We start from the raw sequence: 18,570 nt of genomic DNA on the forward strand, positions 1-18,570 counted from the left end.
CTCCGAGACCGCTCACGCCATCGGCGTGCGGAGGAACAGCGTACAATGTCACGTTGCGCTCGCTCCTCAGTGGACACCGCTCCCGGCCGCCTCGAACAGGGCGACCGCCACAGCGAGATCCTCCCAGGCCATGCCCACACTCTTGAAGAGCTGTGGACAACTCGCCGTCCCCGAACCCGGCATCCGGCCCGCGACCAGGTCGGCCAGGGTGCCGCTGATATGACCGGCGCCGATGGCCCCTTCCGCCTCCGGGACCAGCAGGTCCCCCGCCTCGCGCAGGGCCGCCGCACGCGACTCCACGTACACGGCCGCCCGCCGGACCAGCGCCGTGTCCACCTCGCGGGCCTCCGGCTCGTGCGAGCCGACCGCGACCACGGTGGCTCCCGGCGCGATCAGCCGCCCGTCGAAGAGGGGGTCGCGGGAGGTGGTGCAGCAGATCACCAGGTCGGCGTCGGACACCTCCGCCGCCACCCCCGGCCGGGCCGGGACGCCCAGCCCCCGTGCGTGCGCCGCGAGCTTCTCCGCGCCGGCGGCTCCGGCCGCGGACCCCGCACGGGCCACGACCACCACCTCCGCCAGCTGCCGCATCGCGTGCACCGCTTCGAAGTGCCCGTACGCCTGCGGACCCGAGCCGAACAGCATCAGGCGCAGCGGGCGCCCGGCCGGGGCCAGGTGGCGCAGCGCGAGCGCCGAGACGGCCGGGGTGCGCAGCGTGGTCAGCGCCGCCCCGTCGAGCAGGGCGACCGGGCGCAGGGTGGGCCCGTCCAGGAGGAGGTAGGACCCGGTGATCCGGGGCAGCCCGAGCGCCGGGTTCCCCGGGGCCACCCCGGCGATCTTCACACCGGCGTAGGCCCCGGTGGCGGCCGGCATCAGCAGCAGTTCCCCGCCGCCGGGCACCGGCAGGGCGCTGCGCGGCGGGCAGGTCTCCGGGTCCAGCCCGCCGCGCAGCACGCCGGCCAGCGCGTCCGCGGCGGCGGCCGGGGTCAGCAGCCCGGCCATCTCGGCGCCCGACAGCTGGGGGATCACAGCAGGAACCCCGCGCCGAGCGCGTCCTGCGGGTCCACGCTGAAGAGGTGTTCGCCCGTGCGGTACGCCGTACCAGTGACCTCCGTGACCACGCCCTCCGGCACCCGCGCGGCGACGCGGCCCGTGAACACCGTGCCCACGACCGACTCGTGCAGCAGGTCCTCCCCCTCCCCCAGCCGCCCGTCCTCGGCGAGCAGCGCGAGCCGCGCCGAGGTGCCGGAGCCGCAGGGCGAGCGGTCGATCTGCCCGTCGGCGAAGACGGTGACGTTGCGCTGGTGCGGCCCGAAGGGGGTGTCGGGAAGGTCCTCGTACAGGGTGACCCCGTACACCCCGGAGAGCAGGGGCCCGTCCGGGTGCCAGGTCCCGGGGTGGGTGGCGAGGGCGGCCCGGATCTCCTTCCCCACCTGCACGAGCGCGGGCAGCGAGGCCAGGGTGACCTCGAGGCCGAGGTCCCGGGCGGGCAGGGAGGCGTAGCAGGCCCCGCCGTGCGCGATGTCCACCTCGGCCATGCCCAGGGTGGTGGCGACGGGCACCTTGCGGGCGGTGGCGCGGGCCGGGACGTTGCGGAAGGTGACCCCGGTGGTGCGGCCCGCCGTGCGGTGCACGGTCGCGGCGACCCGCCCCGAGGGCACGTCGATCCGTACCTGGACGTCCCCGTCGTCCGGGGCGGCGACCCGGCCGGTGTCCACGGCCCAGGCGCCCAGCGCCATGGTGCCGTGGCCGCAGGCGGTGGAGTAGCCGTCCTTGTGCCAGAACAGCACCCCGAAGTGGGCCCCGTCGTCGTCGGGCGGGACCACGAAGCCCCCGTACATCCCCGCGTGCCCGCGCGGCTCCTGCACGAGGAGCCGCCGTACGTCGTCCAGGGGGCCGCGCCGGGGGGCCGTGCCCGAGCCCCCCGGTCCGATGGCGGTGGCGCAGCGCTCGGCGACGGTGTCCCCGGGCACGGCCGGCCCTCCGCCGGAGGTGAGGTCGACGATCCGGAAGGGTTCGCCGGCGGTGTGGTAGTCCACGGTTCGTACGACGGTCACAGCAGGAACCCTCCGGGGAACGGGTCGGACGGGTCGAGGAAGTACTGGGCGGTGCCGGTGATCCAGGCCCGCCCGGTGACCGTGGGCACGAGGGCCGGACGGCCGCCGACCGTGGTCTCGCCGATGAGGCGGCCGGTGAACTCGGTGCCGATGAAGGACTCGTTGACGAAGTCCGTGTCCAGGGGCAGGAGTCCGCGGGCGTGCAGCTGCGCCATGCGGGCGCTGGTTCCCGTACCGCACGGGGAGCGGTCGAACCAGCCGGGGTGGATGGCCATCGCGTGCCGGGATCGGCGGGCGTCGGAGCCGGGGGCGGCGAGGTAGACGTGCTTGAGCCCGGCGATGGAGGGGTTCTCGGGGTGGACGGGCCGGTCCGGCGAGGCGTTGATCGCCTCCATGACGGCCAGGCCGGCGGCGAGCAGGTCGCCCTTGCGCTCCCGGTCGAAGGGGAGACCGAGGGCGTCGAGTTCGACGAAGGCGTAGAAGTTGCCGCCGTAGGCGAGGTCGTAGGTGACCGTGCCGTATCCGGGGACCTCGGCCTTGAGGTCGAGGCCGACGCAGAAGGCGGGGACGTTGGTGAAGGTGGCGGCGGTGGCCGCCCCGTCCTCGACCCGGACGTCGACGCTGACGAGCCCGGCCGGGGTGTCGAGCCGGACGGTGGTGACCGGCTCGACGACCGGCACCATGCCCGTCTCGACCAGGACGGTGGCGACCCCGATGGTGCCGTGCCCGCACATGGGGAGCAGGCCCGACACCTCGATGTAGAGGACGCCGAAGTCGGCGTCGGGGCGGGTCGGGGGCTGCAGGATGGCGCCGCTCATCGCGGAGTGGCCGCGCGGTTCGTACATGAGCAGGGTCCGGAGGTGGTCCAGGTGCTCGATGAAGTGGAGCCGCTTGTCGGCCATGGTGGCGCCGGGGACCACCCCGACGCCCCCGGTGATCACCCGGGTGGGCATGCCCTCGGTGTGCGAGTCCACCGCGTGATAGACGTTTCGCGTGCGCATGAAGTCCCCCTCGGACTTTTCGACTTCTCGGCTCTCGGACTGAGTTAGCTGAGGCCCTCGGCGAGCGCCTTCTCGGTGGCGGCGCGGACGCCGGCCTCGATCTCGCCGGTGAGCGGGAAGCGCGGCGGGCGGGTGGGACCGCCGGGGCGGCCGGCCAGGTCCATGGAGAGCTTGATGGCCTGGACGAACTCGGTCTTGGAGTCCCAGCGCAGCAGCGAGTGCAGGGACTTGTAGAGCGGCAGGGCGGTGTCGAGGTCTCCCGCGACGGCGGCGCGGTAGAGGGTGGCGCAGGCCTGCGGGAGCGCGTTGGGGTAGCCGGCGATCCAGCCGACGGCGCCGGCCAGGGCCAGTTCGAGCAGCACGTCGTCGGCGCCGATCAACAGGTCCAGGCCCGGAGCGAGTTCGGCGATCTCGTACGCCCGCCGGACGTCCCCGCTGAACTCCTTGACGGCCACGATGGATCCGTCGCCGTGCAGCCGGGCCAGCAGGGACGGGACGAGGTCCACCTTGGTGTCGATGGGGTTGTTGTACGCGACCACGGGCACGCCGGCGCGGGCGACCTCGGCGTAGTGGGCGCGCACGGCGTCCGCGTCGGCCCGGAAGGCGTTCGGCGGCAGCAGGAGCACGGATCCGCAGCCGGCCTCGGCGGCCTGCTCGGCCCAGCGGCGGGATTCGGCGCTGCCGTAGGCGGCGACGCCGGGCATCACGCGGGCGCCGTCGCCGGCGGCCTCGACGGCGGTACGGACGACGGCGGCGCGCTCCTCGTCGGTGAGGGTCTGGTACTCGCCGAGGGAACCGTTGGGGACGACGCCGTCACAGCCGTTGGCGATCAGCCAGGCGACGTGCTCGGCGTAGGCGTCGTGGTCGACGCTCAGGTCTTCCCGCAGGGGCAGCGTGGTGGCGACCATGATGCCGTGCCAGGGGCGGGTGCGGGTGTCCGTACCGGCGGGCGCGGGGGTGTGCGCGTGGGTCATGAGAAGGCTCCCTAGGGTGATGTGTGACATTTTACTAGTGGGTATGGCGTGGCCACAAGAGGTGCGGCCGCCCTGTCGGCGGTCCCGTCAGGGAAGTTCGGTGGGAAGTGCGGCGAGGTGCCGGAGCGGAACCGGGCAGGACAACGGCCTGCGGTCGGGCGCGGGGTCGGTCCCGGCGAGGGCGGCCACGGCCGGTCCGCACATCCGGCCCTGGCACCAGCCCATCCCGGCCCGGGTGAGGAGTTTGACCGTACGGGCGTCCCGTGCCCCCAGGTCTTCGACGGCCTCCCGGATCCGGCCCGCCGGGACCTCCTCGCAGCGGCACACGTCGGTGTCCTCGCGCAGCCAGCCGGTCCAGCCGGGGCCCGGGCGGTGCGCGTCGGCCATCGCGGCGGCGAAGGCGCGCAGCCTCGTACGGGTACGGGCCAGGCGCGCCGGAACCGGCCGGCCCGCCACCGCGTGGGCGGCGATCTCCCCCTCAGCCAGGGCCAGCTGGGCTCCCCCGATGCCGCCGGTCTCCCCGGCGGCCCAGATCCCGGGCACGGAGGTGCGCTGCTCGGCGTCCAGCTCCAGGGCGACGGTGGCGTCCGGGCTCGGGAGGGTGGCGCAGCCGAGACCGGTGGCCAGCTCCAGCTGCGGCACGAGCCCGTGGCCGACGGCCACGGCGTCGCAGGGGATGCGGCGCGCGGTAACCGGCAGCGGGCGCCAGTCGCGGTCCAGGCGGGCCACGGTGACGGCCTCGACCCGGTCGGTGCCGTGGGCCTCGGTGACGGCGTGCCGGGTGAGCAGGCGGACCCCGTGCCGGACCAGGGCCCCGCCGTACGTGGCGCCTTCGGCGAGCTTGCCGGGGTTGCGGAGCAGGGCGGGCACGTGGGCGGCGTAGCCGGTGTACGCCGAGGCCTCCACGACGGCCGGCACCCGGGCTCCGGCGGCGGCGAGCGAGCCGGCCACGGCGAGCAGCAGGGGCCCGCTCCCGGCGACCACGACCCGGCTGCCCGGAAGCACGAGCCCGCCCTTGAGCATGGCCTGCGCCCCGCCGGCCCCGACGACCCCGGGCAGGGTCCAGCCGGGGAAGGGCAGCTGGCGCTCGTAGGCACCGGTGGCGAGCAGCACCCCGCGGGCGCGCACCGTGGCGGGGGCCTCGTCGGGCCCGACGACGGCGTGCAGGGTCCAGGCGGCGCCGGGGGTCACCGTCCAGACGTGGTGCCGGGGAAGGTACGTGATCCGGCCGGCCGACACATGCGCGCGCAGGGCCGCCTCGCGCGAGGCGAAGTCCGCCCATCCGTGGTGCAGCGCCTCGGGGCGGGCCGCGCCGAGTCCGGGCGCGGGGTGGCGGAAGTACTGCCCGCCGGGCCGCTCCCCCGCGTCGAGCAGCACGACGCGCAGTCCCAGGCCGGCGGCGGTGACCGCCGCGGCGAGACCGGCGGGGCCGGCGCCGACGACGGCGAGGTCGGACGGGAAGTCAGACGGCGAGGTCGTCACGGCCGGTCCCTTCCTGGGTGGTGACGTGGTCGCCCGGGCGGGCGGGGACGAGGCACGCGCGCTGGTTCGGGCGGCCGTTGACGGTGACGAGGCAGTCGTAGCAACTGCCGATCCCGCAGAACGCTCCGCGGGGGGCGGCGGTCTCGCGGGTCGTGCGCCAGGCGAGGATGCCGGCGGACCAGAGGACGGCGGCGATGCTCTGCCCGGACTGGGCCGGGAGTTCGCGGTCGTCGAAGCGGAGGCTCCACGTCTCGGCGGGGGCGCCGCCCACCAGGTCGCGGGGCGACCTCCGCCGGCCCCTCGTAGCTTCGCTCATCGCTTCCGTTCCTCCTCGGTTCCTCTGCCTAGGCGCGCTTACCGCACCGCGGTTGCCCTGCGGGGCTGTCCCCTACCCGCCCTTCCACCGTTCCCCGGGCTCTGCCCGGACCCCGGTCCTCAAACGCCGGACGGCTGGAGTGGCGCGGGCGGCCTGGAATGTCCCCCAGCCGGGGTCGGGGGCTGCGTGCTGGGGGCGGGGACGGGGGCGGGGTGGGGTGTTGGCCGGGACGTAAAGCGTGATTTGTGGCGCACTACTCGGAATCACTGTCAACGTAAGGGGCAGGGCGCCTAAATCATGCAGTCCAGGCCAACACCCCACCCCGCCCCCGGCACCGACCCCCCACCCGCAGCCACCCCGCGCCCAGGCCAACCCCAGCCCCGCCGGCGCTTGAGGCGCAGGGGCCCGGGGACAGCGTCCCCGGCGACACCGCCGCGCTCACCCCGGGGGCTCCGCGCCCGCAAAGCGCGCCGGCGCGAACGGAGCCGGGTCCAGGACGGGGGCCGCCCCCGTCAGCGTCGAGGCGATCAGGACGCCGGTCCCCGGCGCCAGCCCGATGCCCGCCCCCTCGTGCCCACAGGCGTGGAACAGCCCCGGCACCCGCGGGTCCGGCCCGATCGCCGGCAGATGGTCCGGCAGGTACGGCCGGAACCCGTGGTACGTGCGCAGCACCCGCACGTCGGCCAGGACCGGGAAGAGGGCCGCGGCCTGCGCCGCCAGCCGGCGCAACGCCTCCAACGACAACGAACGGTCGAAGCCGACCCGTTCCCGCGTGGCGCCGATCAGGACCGGCCCCGCCGGAGTGCCCTCGACCACCGCCGAGGACTGCAGCGCCGCCGACCCGCTCGCGACGTCCGCGATGTAGTCCGCGGCGTAGACCTTGTGCCGCACCACCCTCGGCAGCGGCTCCGTCACCAGGACGAACCCCCGCCGCGGCAGCACCGGAAGGCTGACCCCGGCCAGCGCGGCCACCGCCCCGCCCCAGGTGCCGGCGGCGTTGAGCACCGCCGGGGCGAGGAGGTCGCGCCGCGCCGTGCGGACCCCGCGGAGCTCGCCCGCGGGCCCGAACAGCAGCTCGGTGACCTCCTCCCCGAGGTGCACCTCCACACCCGGCGACGTCAGCCCCGCCGCCGCCAGCAGCCGCGCCGCCGCCTGCGCCGGCTGGACCTGGGCGTCCTGCGGGTAGTGGAAGCCGCCCGCCAGGTCCGGCGCGAGGTGGGGCTCCAGTTCGCGCAGCTCCCCCGGTCCCACCTCGACCGCTTCGACCCCGGCCGCGCGCTGGCCGTCCGCGAAGCCCCGTAGGGCCTTCACGGTGGCCGCCTCGGCCGCGACGACCAGGCCGCCCTTGGCCTCGTACTCGATCTCCTGCGGGAGTTCGAGCGCGAGCTCGCGCCAGAGCCGCGCCGACAGCAGCGCGAGGTCCAGCTCGGGACCCGCTTCCTTGTCGGAGACGAGCAGGTTGCCTTCGCCGGCGCCGGTCGTGCCGCCGGCGACCGGGCCGCGGTCGACGACGGCCACGCGGAGTCCGGCGCGCGCCGCGTAGTACGCGCACGCGGCTCCGACGACGCCGGCGCCGATGATCACGAGGTCCGGGGACGGGGAATGTCTGGGCACGGCAGTAATATGTCACATATCTTTAGAGGTGGACAGAGGTGGCGCCGGAGGCCGCGACGGACGCGTCGGACGCGGCGACGCGCCGCCGGGGTCAGCCGCGCAGCGGGCCCTCGCAGCTGTAACTCGACGTGCCGGCCACCCGATTGGTCCAGATGTCCAGTGCGCCGAAGGAGCAGTTCATGTCGGCCAGGTTGTTCGAGGCGGCGCCCGCCCGGTCGAGGATGAAGTAGTCGACCGTCTCGGACATGTCCTTGAAGTTCTGGTCCTCGCTGCGCCAGTCCTTCAGGTTCGCCGTGATCCTGCCGGTACAGGTGAACCGGCGCTTGCCCGGCTCGCCGTTCTCCACGCAGTCCGGGGTGTTGTACGTGGCCGTCGCGAAGGTGGACTTCACGTCCGCGAGCGCCGCGTCGCGCAGCTGCGCGTTCGGGGTGAAGACGGTGTTCGGGACGTACAGCTGGTCGACCTTGGCGATCTGCGCGTCCAGGAACCGGTCGTAGGCGCTCTGGACGGCCGCGTCGCGGCCCATCCGGCTGCGCCAGGCGTCGAAGGCCGCCGGGTTGTCGGCGCGCAGGGAGCCGTACATCTCCCGCAGCTTCGAGGGCTGCTCGTTCCACAGGAACTCGAAGAACGCGCCCGCGTACCCGTAGAAGCGGAAGCCGTCGTTGGCGTACGTGGCGTGCAGGAGCTGGTCCACCGACATGCGCGGGCCGCCGCCGGCCGTGTCGGCGATGATGCTCTTGATCAGGGACTTGCGAACCGCGATGCCGTTGTCGCGGGTCGCTCCGTCGAAGAACTCCGCGGTGCCCTCGTCCATGGCGGTCGTGCGGTCGCCCTCGTACCAGGCGCCCTGCCCGAAGGTGCCGGGGACGGCGAAGCGGCCGTTGAGGTAGTGGGTGTACTCGTGACGGAAGAGCTCTTCCAGGGTGAGCTGGGAGTCCTGCGGGACGCGGCGCTGATAGGTGTAGAAGGTGGCGCCGTTCTCGATGTACATGCCGCCGTTGTTGATCCCGTAGCCGGTGAGCAGCGGCTGGTAGTTCACGTAGTCGGCGCGGGAGGCGTACAGCACGATGTTCAGCGTGGTGTTGACGTCCCCGGCGATCGGCTGGTCGGTGCCGACGACCCGGTGGTACTGGGTCTTGACCTGCTTGCTCGCGTAGTAGAGCTGGTCGACGGTGGCCCGGTCGAGGGCGGTGCGGACCTTGATGGCGCCACTGTCGTACGTGTAGGTGTTCGGGAAGAGCTCCCGCTCGATGTCCTCCTTGCACACCCCGTACGGCTTGCACGCCTGGTAGAAGTTGAGCCAGGAGACGGCCTTCGCCCACGGCTCGCTCCCGTCGCCGAAGGCGGCCCTGGCCGGGGCGAGGAGCGCACCGAGGTCGGCGGTGATCCCGTCCTTGAGGCCCGCGATCTGGCCGAATCGACCGAACTCGGCGATGGCGTCGCGCGCCACCCAGGCGTTCGCGGTGCCCTTGAGGTGGGCGTACGTCGCGAAGTCCTTGAAGGCCGCGCGGTACGGGGCGTCGGCGGCGGCCGCCGCGTGGAACGCGGTGTCGTTGTTGTACACGCCGAGGTAGTTGACGGACAGGGCGGCGAGCGCCGCGCCCGCCCAGGCGGTGTCCAGGTGCGTCGCGGTGTGCGACGGGTCCATGGTGGCGAGCACGTTCTTGATCAGGCCGAGCTGGTGGTGGCGCAGCCCGGGGGCGCTGCCGGCATAGAGGGCCTCGCGCAGGGTGCGGGCGTTGGAGCCGGTGGCGTCGAAGGTGCGGGCCGCGCCCGCGAAGGCGGCGATGGCCTGGCGCATGGCGTCGACGGTCGGGGCGTCGGTGACGTCGATCTCGGCGCGCGAGTGGTCGTGGTAGGCCACGGCGTGCAGGTAGGTGAACATCTCCTCCAGGTGGGAGGAGTTCAGGCCGTCATGGGAGGCGGCCAGGCCGGATATCCGGCGGGAGACGGCCTGCACGTGGGCGTCCGACATGACGGGGGCCAGGCGGGCGTCCCAGGTCCAGATGAGGCCCGCGAGGCAGCCGCCCTTGGCCGCCGTGACGGCCGGGTCGGCGAGGAAGTCGGCGAACTGCTCCGGGGTGAGCCCGGTGATCCCGTCGAGGGTGCAGGGGACCCCGGTGGCGGTGGCCTGGGCGGAGGCGGCGAGCCTGCCGCTCTTCGTGGCGGGCGCGGCGGCGGGCGCGGTGACGGCGCCGGGTACCTTGCCCTCGGCGACGGCCTGCCCGCCCGGAAGCTGCGCGCCGGGCGCCGGGGCGGGCGCGGCGGCGGCCTGCCGCGCGTCGGCGAGGTGCTCGACCTCGTCGAACGGGTTCGCCCCGGCTTCGGCGCCCGCGGCGCCCGCGGCGAAGGTGCCGGGCGCGGCGGCGCCCGCGACGTCGGCGCGGGCGCCGGTCTCGGCGGCCCGGGTCACGGCCTGGCCCGCGGTGGCGAGGAGGGTGACCGCGACGGCGGCGGAGAGGAGGGACGTGCGCACGACTCTGTGCTGGGACACCAAGAACTCCTGGCTGGGAGGGGCGGTGGGGGAAGGTGCGGAACTGCCCTGCTTCACGCGGCGTTTGACGAGGCTTAACGGGGCGCGGTGTGAGCTGTAACATAGTAATGTGAAATTGCACTGACAAGACCTGTGCGCCCACCAGTTCGCATCTTCTTGAGGGAGCCCCTGTGACCGACACCCCCTCCCGCCCCACCGCCGGGCTCAACATCGGCAGTCACGACCTGCCCGTATCGGCCGAGTTGTCCCGCTTCATGGCGTCGGACTGGGCGGCCTCCCCCCTTGCCGACTCCAGCCGCGTGCCCGCGTACGCCGTCACCCCGGCCCGTCGTGCACGCCTGTCGGCCCGCTTCCCCGGCGAGCGGCTGATCATCCCCGCGGGCGAGCTGAAGGTCCGCAGCCACGACTGCGACTACCGCTTCCGCCCGCACAGCGCGTACGCCTGGCTGACCGGACTCACCGGCGAGGACCAGGTCGGCCACGTGCTGGTCCTGGAACCGGCCGGCCCGCACGGGCACGAGGCCGTCCTCTACCTGCGCCCGCGCTCACCGCGCACCGGCGGCAACGAGGAGTTCTACCGCGACCGCCGCTACGGGGAGTTCTGGGTCGGCCGCCGCCCCGACCTCGCGGAGGCGGAGCGGCTCTCCGGCATCCGCTGCGCCCACCTGGACGCCCTGGGCTCCCCCACGGGGCGCAACGCCGCCGCGGACCCGGAGCTCGCCGTCGCCCTCTCCGAACTGCGCCTGGTCAAGGACGCCTGGGAGGTGGCCGAGCTACAGCTCGCCGTCGACCACACCACCGCCGGGTTCGAGGACGTCGTACGGGACCTCCCGCGCGCGCTGGCCCACCCGCGCGGCGAGCGCTGGATCGAGGGGGTCTTCAACCGCCGCGCCCGGGCCGAGGGCAACGGCACCGGCTACGAGACGATCGCCGCGTCGGGCGCGCACGCCTGCGTGCTGCACTGGATCCGCAACGACGGCCGGCTGAACGCGGGCGACCTGCTCCTCATGGACGCGGGCGTGGAGACCGACGGCCTCTACACGGCGGACATCACCCGCACCCTCCCCCTGTCGGGCCGGTTCTCCCCCGTCCAGCGACAGGTGTACGAGCTGGTCCTCGCCGCACAGGACGCGGGCATGGCGGCGCTGCGACCGGGCGCGAGCTTCCGCGACTTCCACCGGGCCGGGATGCGGGTGATCGCGGAAGGGCTCGCGGAGTGGGGGGTGCTCAAGAACTCCGAGGGCGATCTGCACCGCCGCTACACCCTGTGCAGCAGCGGGCACATGCTCGGGCTCGACGTGCACGACTGCGCCCAGGCGCGCGCCGACACGTACCTGGACGGGGTCCTGGAAGAGGGCCAGGTCCTCACCGTGGAGCCGGGCCTCTACCTCCAGCCCGACGACGAGACCCTGCCGCCCGAGCTGCGCGGCATCGGCGTCCGCATCGAGGACGACCTCGTGATCACGGCCGAGGGCGCCCGGCTGATGTCGGGCGCCCTGCCGCGCACGGTGGCGGGCATCGAGGAATGGATGGGGAACCTGCTGGAGGACGGCGGCCGGTAGCGGGCCATCATGCGGGGCGCGGCCGCGGCAGCGGGGCGACCGCGGCGGCCGCGCCACGCCCACGAGGCGCGCACCGCCGACGCGACCGGCGCGCGTCCACCACGCGGAGTCACGGCAGTACTACGTTCGGCGCATGCCGATCTCTCCCGACCGGGCCCCCCGGCACCGGGCACCCCGCTGGGCGGCGTTCCTGTGCGCGGCCGGGCTGCTCTCCGCCGGCGCCCTGTTCATGCGGTACCTGCAGGACCGTCCGCACGGTCTGGGCCAGCACCGGGAACAGCGACTCCAGTTCGCCGGGCGGCGCGAGGAAGCGTGCCGGGCCGTCTACGAGCTGGGCCGGCGGTGCGAGACCACCGGTGCGCGCATCGACGCCTTCCAGCACGGCATCAGCGCCGACAGCCACTGGTTGGTCCCCGCGTACTCCCTGGCCCTGCTGTCGCTGTTCGGGCTGGGCGTCCTCTTCCTGTACCGCCTGGCATCGCGGAGGTTCGCCTTCCGGGCGATGCTCCTCACCCCGGTGGCCGCCGCGGCGGACCTGGCCGAGAACGCCTTCCTGAGCAGCGCCCTGCGGCACATGGCCGATGGTCCCGACCACAAGTTGACGGCCGCGGCCTCTTTCGCGCTGCTGAAGTGGGCGCTCGTCGCGCCACTGATCATCTCCGCGTGCTGGGTGCTCCTCACCCTGCTGGCCAGGTGCTTCACGAGGAGGGCGAAACTGCGGCTCGCCCCGAAGCCACCGGTCCTGCCGGGAACTCCGGGGATCGCGCGCCGGATGGCGCGGACCCGGGCCGGCGAGGGCGTGCGCGAATCGGCGCTCGCGGCGGGCTTCTGGGTGCTGTTGATCAGCCGGAGGATCCGGCGGCACGGCCCGCGGCTCCTCGTACGCTTCGCCCACCGGCTCGCCCAAGACCCCGGCAAGCCGCCGGACGATCTGCAGATCGTCGTGCCGCCGGCGGCGCCGCACCGCTCCTCCCCCTTGGAGGACTGGACCGCGCCGCCGAGCGAGGCGGCGCCGCCGGAGAGTGCGCACCGCCGCTGGCGCAGCCGCTCCCTCCCCCTGCCCGGCCGCGAGGCGGCGGAGATCGGCATCTGCGTGTCCGGCGGCGGGATCCGCTCCGCGTCGGTCACCCTCGGCGCCCTGCAGTCCCTGCGCGAGGCGGGGGTGTTGACCAAGGCGCGCTATCTGGTGTCGGTGTCCGGTGGCGGGTTCACAGCCGGGGCCTTCCAACTGGCGCTGACCACACGACAGCCACGGAACCGGGGGGCGCAACCTCCGCCCCGGGCCGACCTGGCGACGCCGCAGGACGTGTTCGCGCCCGGCAGCCCCGAGGAGCACCATCTGCGGCGGCACGCCAAGTACGTGGCCGACAGCCCCCAGGAATTCGTGCGGGCCCTGGGCGCGGCACTGCGCGGGGTACTCGTCTCCCTCACGCTGCTGGCACTGACGTTCACCGTGGCCGGGATCATGCTCAACGAGTTCTATTCGCTCGTCCCCGTGATCGAGATCGAACGCTTCCGGCCGGGCGGCTTCGACCCCACCTCGGCCTCGGGCACTGCCACGGGCGTCCGGAACCTATTGCTCCCCCGCTACGCCTGGCTGCCCATCGCGGGCCTGGTCGCGGTCGCCGGCGGGGTGTCCCTGGCGGCCTCCCTGCTCCGGCCCCGCACCGGGGCCGGGTGGCCGCGCTGGCTGCGGCTCTCGGTGAAGGGCATCGTGTGGATGGCCGTCGGGATCGCGGTGTACGCGCTGCTCATCCCCCTCGTGCTGTGGTTCTTCGGCTGGCTGGTCCAGCGTCAGAACCTGTTCCCCGAGGGGACGCAGGGAGTGACGCTCCTCGCCGGCCTCACGGCGGCCATCACCTGGCTGGGCGCGATGTTCGCCGCGCTGTACGAGCAGGTGAAGAAGATCCGGCCGAACGGCGAGAAGGCGGGATGGCTCTCCGCGGGCGGCACCTCACTGGCCGCCAAGGTGGGTACGGGATGGCTCCAGTACCTCGTCGTCTGGGTGGTGCTCCTGATCCTCGGCTTCGTCGGCCTCGCCGTGCTCTCCTGGTCCACCGTGCTGTCCGACCGGTGGCACTGGGGATGGCGGCTGGGTCTGCCCGCCGCCCTGCTCCTCCTGGCCGTGGTGCTCGACCAGACCATGTGCAGCCTGCACCCCTTCTACCGGCAGCGGCTGGCCAGCGCCTTCGCGGTGCGGCGCGCGGTGCTGTGGGACGGCTCCGTCGGCGCCCTGCCGTACGACTACCACACGGAGCTGACCCTGCTGAGCACGCACGCCCAGCGGGTGAAGCCCTTCCCGCAGGTCATCTTCGCGGCGTCCGCGGCCCTGTCCGGCCGCAACCGCACCGCGCCGGGCAGGCCCGCCGTCCCCTTCACCTTCGCCTCCGACTACGTCGGCGGACCCGATGTCGGCTGGGTGAAGACCTCCACGCTGGAGAAGACCTCGCACCCCTTGATCCGGCGCGACCTCACCGTCCAGTCCGCCGTCGCGGTCTCGGGCGCGGCGTTCGCGTCCACGATGGGCGCCCAGTCGAAGGCGGTGCAGCGGCTGCTCGCCCTGTCCAACCTGCGCCTGGGCACCTGGCTGCCCAACCCGCTGTACCTCGCCGAGGTGGCGAAATTCGCCCCGGACTGGACCATGCCCCGGCTCCCCCGGATGCGGCGGCTGCGCTACCAGCTCCAGGAGCTGATCGGGCTGTACTCCGACACCAGCCCCATGCTGCTGTGCACGGACGGCGGACACATCGACAATCTGGGCCTGGTGGAACTGCTCAGGCTGCGCTGCCGGGAGATCTACGTCATCGACGCCAGCGGGGACGTCCCCCCGCTGGCCACCACGCTCGCCCAGGCGATCGCGCTGGCGTACGAGGACCTCGGCGTCGAGATCGACTTCGGCCTGCCGGATCAGAACATGCTCACGCTCGTGCCGGGCAGCGCCGAGAAGCTGAGCCCGGAGGACCCGATGTCGGCCCTCAACGCGCGCTTGTCCGCGCGGTGCGTCGTACGGGGCACCATCCGCTACCCGGAGCCCATCGAGTTCACCCCGGGCGGGGAGCCGACCCGGGAGGGCACGATCGTCTTCGCCAAGGCCGGCCTGACCACCGACATGCCCTACAAGCTGCTGAGCTACGCGGTCACCGAGAAGGTCTTCCCCCGCCAGAGCACCTTCGACCAGTCGTTCGACCACGACCAGTTCGACGCCTACGTCGCACTCGGGCGCCACCTCGGCGGCGCGGCCGCGGGCAGCCGGCCCGTCAAGCGCGTCCAGCCGAACCTGCGCCTGCGGCGCGACCACTAGTGATCTGGGTTTGAGGTCTGGGCTCGCCCCATGAGTCGTGTTCTGTTTCAGATCTTGGGTTCTGCCTGACGGGGCGGGTTTCGGTCCGGTGTCCTGACGGGATGGGCGATAACAGGCTGCCGCCAGTGGTGCTGTCGGAAGCTGAGCGACTGACGTTGGAGAGCTGGGCCGGGCGGCGTTCAACTGCGCAGGGCCTGGCCCAGCGAGCGCGGATCGTGCTCGCGTGCGCACGAGGGTGGAACAACACCGTGGTCGCCGCGCGGTTGGACACTGAGCGCAAGACGGTAGCCAGATGGCGGTCCCGGTTCCTGCGGGACCGCCTGAACGGCCTGTCGGACGAGCCGCGGCCCGGGGTGCCGCGGACCATTACCGACGCCCAGGTCGAAGAGGTGGTGGTCCGCACCCTCGAACAGACACCTGCGGGCGGGACACACTGGTCGAAGCGGGAGCTGGCCAAGGTGGTGGGGATCTCCCCGGCGAGCGTGCTGAGGATCTGGCATGCCTTCGGCCTGCAGCCCTGGCGGACCGAGACCTTCAAGATCTCCCCGGACCCGTTCCTGATCGACAAGATCCGCGATGTCGTCGGCCTCTACCTCGCCCCGCCGGCGAACGCGGCCGTGTTCGCCGTGGACGAGAAACCGCAGATCCAGGCCCTGGAGCGGACCGCACCGGTCCTGCCGATGCTGCCCGGAGTCCCCGAACGGCGGAGCTTCGACTACGTCCGGCATGGCACCGTCGACCTGTTCGCCGCCCTGAACACCGCGACTGGCAGGGTGATCACGAAACTGTCCGCGCAGCACCGGGCTGTGGACTTCCGGGACTTCCTCGACGACATCGACCGCCAGACCGATCCGGGCCTGGCGGTCCACGTCATCTGCGACAACCTCTCTGCCCACAAGGCGCCGGTCGTGCGCAAGTGGCTCCTTGCGCATCCCCGGTTCCAGCTCCACTTCACTCCCACGTACTCGTCGTGGATCAACCAGGTCGAGCGGTGGTTTGCCGAGCTGGAACGACGCTGCCTCGAACGCGGAGTGTTCTGCTCACTCGACGACCTCAAGGCCGCACTCGAAGGCTGGATCGAGGTCTGGAACGACCAGGCCAGGCCGTTCAAGTGGACCAAGACCGCCGACCAGATCCTCGACCGCATCTGCCGCTACTGCGACAGGATCTCCAAACCAGGTCACTAGGTCGTCTCTTTCGGATCTTGTCGGCCGAGTCCGCGGCGTCTGGTGCCGTGCCTGGGCGTGCTGTCGGGGCGCTCGCGTACTGGGTGTACGTGGTCGCCTCGGCAGTGCGGCCAGGCGCGGTGCCAGGCGTCGCGGGCCCGGCAAGATCCGAAAGAGACGGCCTAGGGGGCGTCTTTCGGCCTGGCGGTCCGCCCGACGGGGCGGGCCCCGGCGCGATTCACGGCGCCGGGACTCGCGCCCCGCCGTTCAGCCGGTCGCCGCCAGGTCAGTTGCGGTGGCCCCCGCCGCCGCCGTTCCAGCCTCCGCCGTCGCTGCCGCCGCCATCACGCCAGTTGTTGCCGTTGTCGTGGTTCCAGTTGCCGTTGTCGCGGTCGTGGTTCCAGCTGTCGTTGTCGTTCCAGTTGTCGTGCCGGCTGTCGTTCCAGTTGTCGTTGTGGTTCCAGTTGCTGTTGTCCCAGTTGCTGTTCCAACTGTCGTTGTCCCAGTTGTTGTTGTCCCAGCACCAACTGGGGCGGTCCGCGCGCGAGGTGTCGCAGCAGTAGCGCCACCAGTCGTCTCCGCGCCAGTCACTGCCGCGCCAGTTGGAACACCGGTCGTACGTCTGCGGAAGACTCGATGCGAAGGCACTGCTCACGGGCATCAGGCCGAGCGTGATCCCGGCGGCCCCCGCCACGGCTGCCGCAACAAACCCACGGCGCATACTCATACACCTCCGAGCATGAAGGGTTGATTGGTCCGGATTACTCCGTTATGGGCCATTTCCACCCTCCCCCCTCCCCCGCCCACTGTCAAAGGCACCCGCGCTCACCAGCGGAAAGCCCTGCGGGGGCGCCGCCCCCGGGCCACCTCCGGGCCACCTCCTTCGGACCACCGCCTACGGGAGCACCGCCAGCCCGTCCAGCTCGACCAGCGCCGCCTCGTCCCACAGCCGGACCACGCCCACGACCGCCATCGCCGGATAGTCCCGGCCCGCCAACCGCCGCCAGATCCGGCCCAGTTCGGGGGCGCGGTCCCGGTAGTCGGCCACGTCCACGGCGTAGACCGTCACCCGTGCCAGATCCGCCGGCGAGCCGCCCGCCCCCGCCAGTGCGGCCAGCAGGTTCGTCAGCGCCTGCTCGAACTGCTGCGGCAGCGTCGCTCCCACCACCTTCCCCGCGCCGTCGAGGGCCGTCTGCCCCGCCAGGAACACCAGCCGGCCCCCGCTCGCGACGACGGCGTGCGAGAAGCCCGTCGCCGGGGACAGCTCCTCCGGGTTGATCCGCTCCAGGCTCACGCCTCGCCCACCTTCCGTGCCTCGCCCATGTCCCGCGCCCCGCCCATGTCCCGCGCCTCCCGCGCCTCCCGGTAGAGCTCCTTCGCGATGATCGTGCGCTGCACCTCGCTCGCCCCCTCGTAGATCCTCGGTGCCCGTACCTCCCGGTACAGGTGTTCCAGCAAGTGCCCCCGGCGCAGCGCGGCCGCCCCGTGCAGCTGTACCGCGTGGTCGACGACGTACTGGGCCGTCTCCGTGGCCAGCAGCTTCGCCATGGCCGCCCGGCGCGGCACCTGCGGGGAGGACGCGTCCGCGTCGTAGGCCTCCGCCGCCGCGTACACGAGGAGCCGGGCCGCCTCGGTCCGGGTGGCCATCTCGGCGACCCGGTGCGCCACGGCCTGGAGGTCGCCCAGCACCCCGCCGAAGGCCGTACGGGCGGCCGTGTGCGCCACCGTGGCGTCCAGGGCGGCCCTGGCCATCCCGACGGCGAAGGCGCCCACGCTGGGGCGGAAGAGGTTCAGGGTGTCCATGGCCACCCGGAAGCCCCGGCCCGGCTCCCCCAGCAGGTCGGCCGGGCCCACCGGGACCCCGTCGAAGGCGAGCGCGCCGATCGGGTGCGGGGAGAGCATGTCGAGCGGCTCCCCCGAGAGCCCCGGCCGGTCCGCCGGAACCAGGAAGGCGCTGACGCCCCTGGCCCCCGGGCCCTCGCCGGTGCGGGCGAAGACGGTGTAGAAATCCGCCTCGGGGGCGTTGGAGATCCAGCACTTCTCCCCGCTGAGCCGCCAGCCCTCACCCTCCCCTCCGTCGGGGGCCGCGTCGAGCGCCAGCGCCCCCGCGTCCGACCCGGCCCCCGGCTCGCTCAGCGCGAAGGCCGCCACCGTGCGCCCGGCCCGCACCCCGGGCAGCCAGCGCTCGCGCTGGGCGTCGCTGCCCGAGCGCAGGACCGGGTAGGCGCCCAGCCCCTGGAGGGCGAGGGCCGTCTCCGCCTCCGTACAGCCGTAGGCGAGGGATTCGCGCAGCAGGCACAGTTCCAGCGCGCCCGAGGTGAACACCCTTTCCAGCAGCCCCTCTTCGCCCAGTGCGGCCAGCAGCGGCCGGTTGACCCGGCCCGGTTCCCCCTTCTCCGCCAGCGGCCGCAGCCGCTCCGCCGCCAGTGCGCGCAGCCGCGCGCACCACTCCTCCTGGTCCGCCCCGAGCGCGAATCCCGTGAATCGGGTCATCCGTATGCCCCAGCCTCTATCGCGTCCTGTTGACTCCCGTCACCATGACGATACGCTCGTGCTGCGTTCGTACGGCCCGGCTCTTCCACTTCGGTCCACAGTCCATACGCAGG

14 protein-coding genes are annotated in these 18,570 nt (G+C 73.2%); 3 read left to right on the plus strand and 11 right to left on the minus strand.

Annotation, left to right across the window (positions count from 1 at the left end):
* Positions 1 to 66: 66 nt before the first annotated feature.
* From OG730_RS10005 to OG730_RS10040, 8 genes are all read right to left on the minus strand, one after another.
* Entirely contained in the window at positions 67 to 999 is a 933-nt protein-coding gene (locus OG730_RS10005) for an ornithine cyclodeaminase family protein (protein ID WP_442815185.1), read from the minus strand.
* 23 nt (positions 1,000 to 1,022) lie between these two features.
* The gene (locus OG730_RS10010) at positions 1,023 to 2,054 is read right to left on the minus strand and encodes a proline racemase family protein (protein WP_327303912.1); all 1,032 of its coding nucleotides are present in this window, start codon (positions 2,052 to 2,054) and stop codon (positions 1,023 to 1,025) included.
* Positions 2,051 to 3,055 carry a proline racemase family protein gene (locus OG730_RS10015; RefSeq protein WP_327303913.1) on the minus strand — a complete coding sequence of 335 codons (1,005 nt, stop codon included), beginning with the start codon at positions 3,053 to 3,055 and terminating at the stop codon, positions 2,051 to 2,053. Before OG730_RS10015 ends, OG730_RS10010 begins: the two co-directional genes overlap by 4 nt.
* Positions 3,056 to 3,099: 44 nt before the next feature.
* Positions 3,100 to 4,029 (minus strand): dihydrodipicolinate synthase family protein, encoded by a 930-nt coding sequence (locus tag OG730_RS10020; RefSeq protein ID WP_327303914.1) that lies wholly within the window; start codon positions 4,027 to 4,029, stop codon positions 3,100 to 3,102.
* 87 nt (positions 4,030 to 4,116) lie between these two features.
* Positions 4,117 to 5,511 carry an FAD/NAD(P)-dependent oxidoreductase gene (locus tag OG730_RS10025; protein ID WP_327303915.1) on the minus strand — a complete coding sequence of 465 codons (1,395 nt, stop codon included), beginning with the start codon at positions 5,509 to 5,511 and terminating at the stop codon, positions 4,117 to 4,119.
* Complete coding sequence (locus OG730_RS10030; protein ID WP_327303916.1) at positions 5,492 to 5,827, minus strand: (2Fe-2S)-binding protein; 336 nt, start codon at positions 5,825 to 5,827, stop codon at positions 5,492 to 5,494. The genes OG730_RS10025 and OG730_RS10030 overlap by 20 nt, the downstream gene beginning before the upstream one ends.
* 438 nt (positions 5,828 to 6,265) lie before the next feature.
* A complete protein-coding gene (locus OG730_RS10035) occupies positions 6,266 to 7,441 on the minus strand; it encodes an NAD(P)/FAD-dependent oxidoreductase (RefSeq protein ID WP_327303917.1) in 1,176 nt (391 codons plus the stop codon).
* Between the two features lie 91 nt (positions 7,442 to 7,532).
* Positions 7,533 to 9,935, minus strand: a complete 2,403-nt coding sequence (locus OG730_RS10040) for a collagenase (RefSeq protein ID WP_327303918.1) — start codon at positions 9,933 to 9,935, stop codon at positions 7,533 to 7,535.
* Positions 9,936 to 10,105: 170 nt separating this feature from the next.
* Here OG730_RS10040 and OG730_RS10045 point away from each other — a divergent pair, with 170 nt between their 5' ends.
* From OG730_RS10045 to OG730_RS10055, 3 genes are all read left to right on the plus strand, one after another.
* Positions 10,106 to 11,497: an aminopeptidase P family protein gene (locus OG730_RS10045; RefSeq protein ID WP_327303919.1), complete on the plus strand. Its 1,392-nt coding sequence runs from the start codon at positions 10,106 to 10,108 to the stop codon at positions 11,495 to 11,497.
* A gap of 133 nt (positions 11,498 to 11,630) precedes the next feature.
* Positions 11,631 to 14,798: a hypothetical protein gene (locus tag OG730_RS10050; RefSeq protein ID WP_327303920.1), complete on the plus strand. Its 3,168-nt coding sequence runs from the start codon at positions 11,631 to 11,633 to the stop codon at positions 14,796 to 14,798.
* A 101-nt stretch (positions 14,799 to 14,899) separates the two neighbouring features.
* Entirely contained in the window at positions 14,900 to 15,985 is a 1,086-nt protein-coding gene (locus OG730_RS10055; protein ID WP_327303547.1) for an IS630 family transposase, read from the plus strand.
* A gap of 265 nt (positions 15,986 to 16,250) precedes the next feature.
* Here OG730_RS10055 and OG730_RS10060 read toward each other — a convergent pair whose 3' ends face one another.
* From OG730_RS10060 to OG730_RS10070, 3 genes are all read right to left on the minus strand, one after another.
* The gene (locus tag OG730_RS10060; RefSeq protein ID WP_327303921.1) at positions 16,251 to 16,625 is read right to left on the minus strand and encodes a hypothetical protein; all 375 of its coding nucleotides are present in this window, start codon (positions 16,623 to 16,625) and stop codon (positions 16,251 to 16,253) included.
* A 234-nt stretch (positions 16,626 to 16,859) separates the two neighbouring features.
* On the minus strand, positions 16,860 to 17,258 hold the full coding sequence (locus OG730_RS10065; RefSeq protein ID WP_327303922.1) for a RidA family protein: 399 nt from the start codon (positions 17,256 to 17,258) through the stop codon (positions 16,860 to 16,862).
* Positions 17,255 to 18,457, minus strand: a complete 1,203-nt coding sequence (locus tag OG730_RS10070; RefSeq protein ID WP_327303923.1) for an acyl-CoA dehydrogenase family protein — start codon at positions 18,455 to 18,457, stop codon at positions 17,255 to 17,257. Before OG730_RS10070 ends, OG730_RS10065 begins: the two co-directional genes overlap by 4 nt.
* Positions 18,458 to 18,570 lie beyond the last annotated feature (113 nt).

The sequence above is a fragment of the Streptomyces sp. NBC_01298 genome, assembly GCF_035978755.1.
Lineage (GTDB): Bacteria > Actinomycetota > Actinomycetes > Streptomycetales > Streptomycetaceae > Streptomyces.

What these genes read in the sequence shown, in the direction of transcription:
- OG730_RS10005 (WP_442815185.1), bottom strand. Translation starts at nt 999, where the DNA reads ATGGCCGGGCTGCTGACCCCGGCCGCCGCCGCGGACGCGCTGGCCGGC.
- OG730_RS10015 (WP_327303913.1), bottom strand. Translation starts at nt 3,055, where the DNA reads ATGCGCACGCGAAACGTCTATCACGCGGTGGACTCGCACACCGAGGGC.
- OG730_RS10020 (WP_327303914.1), bottom strand. Translation starts at nt 4,029, where the DNA reads ATGACCCACGCGCACACCCCCGCGCCCGCCGGTACGGACACCCGCACC.
- OG730_RS10030 (WP_327303916.1), bottom strand. Translation starts at nt 5,827, where the DNA reads ATGAGCGAAGCTACGAGGGGCCGGCGGAGGTCGCCCCGCGACCTGGTG.
- OG730_RS10050 (WP_327303920.1), top strand. Translation starts at nt 11,631, where the DNA reads ATGCCGATCTCTCCCGACCGGGCCCCCCGGCACCGGGCACCCCGCTGG.
- OG730_RS10055 (WP_327303547.1), top strand. Translation starts at nt 14,900, where the DNA reads ATGGGCGATAACAGGCTGCCGCCAGTGGTGCTGTCGGAAGCTGAGCGA.
- OG730_RS10060 (WP_327303921.1), bottom strand. Translation starts at nt 16,625, where the DNA reads ATGCCCGTGAGCAGTGCCTTCGCATCGAGTCTTCCGCAGACGTACGAC.
- OG730_RS10070 (WP_327303923.1), bottom strand. Translation starts at nt 18,457, where the DNA reads ATGACCCGATTCACGGGATTCGCGCTCGGGGCGGACCAGGAGGAGTGG.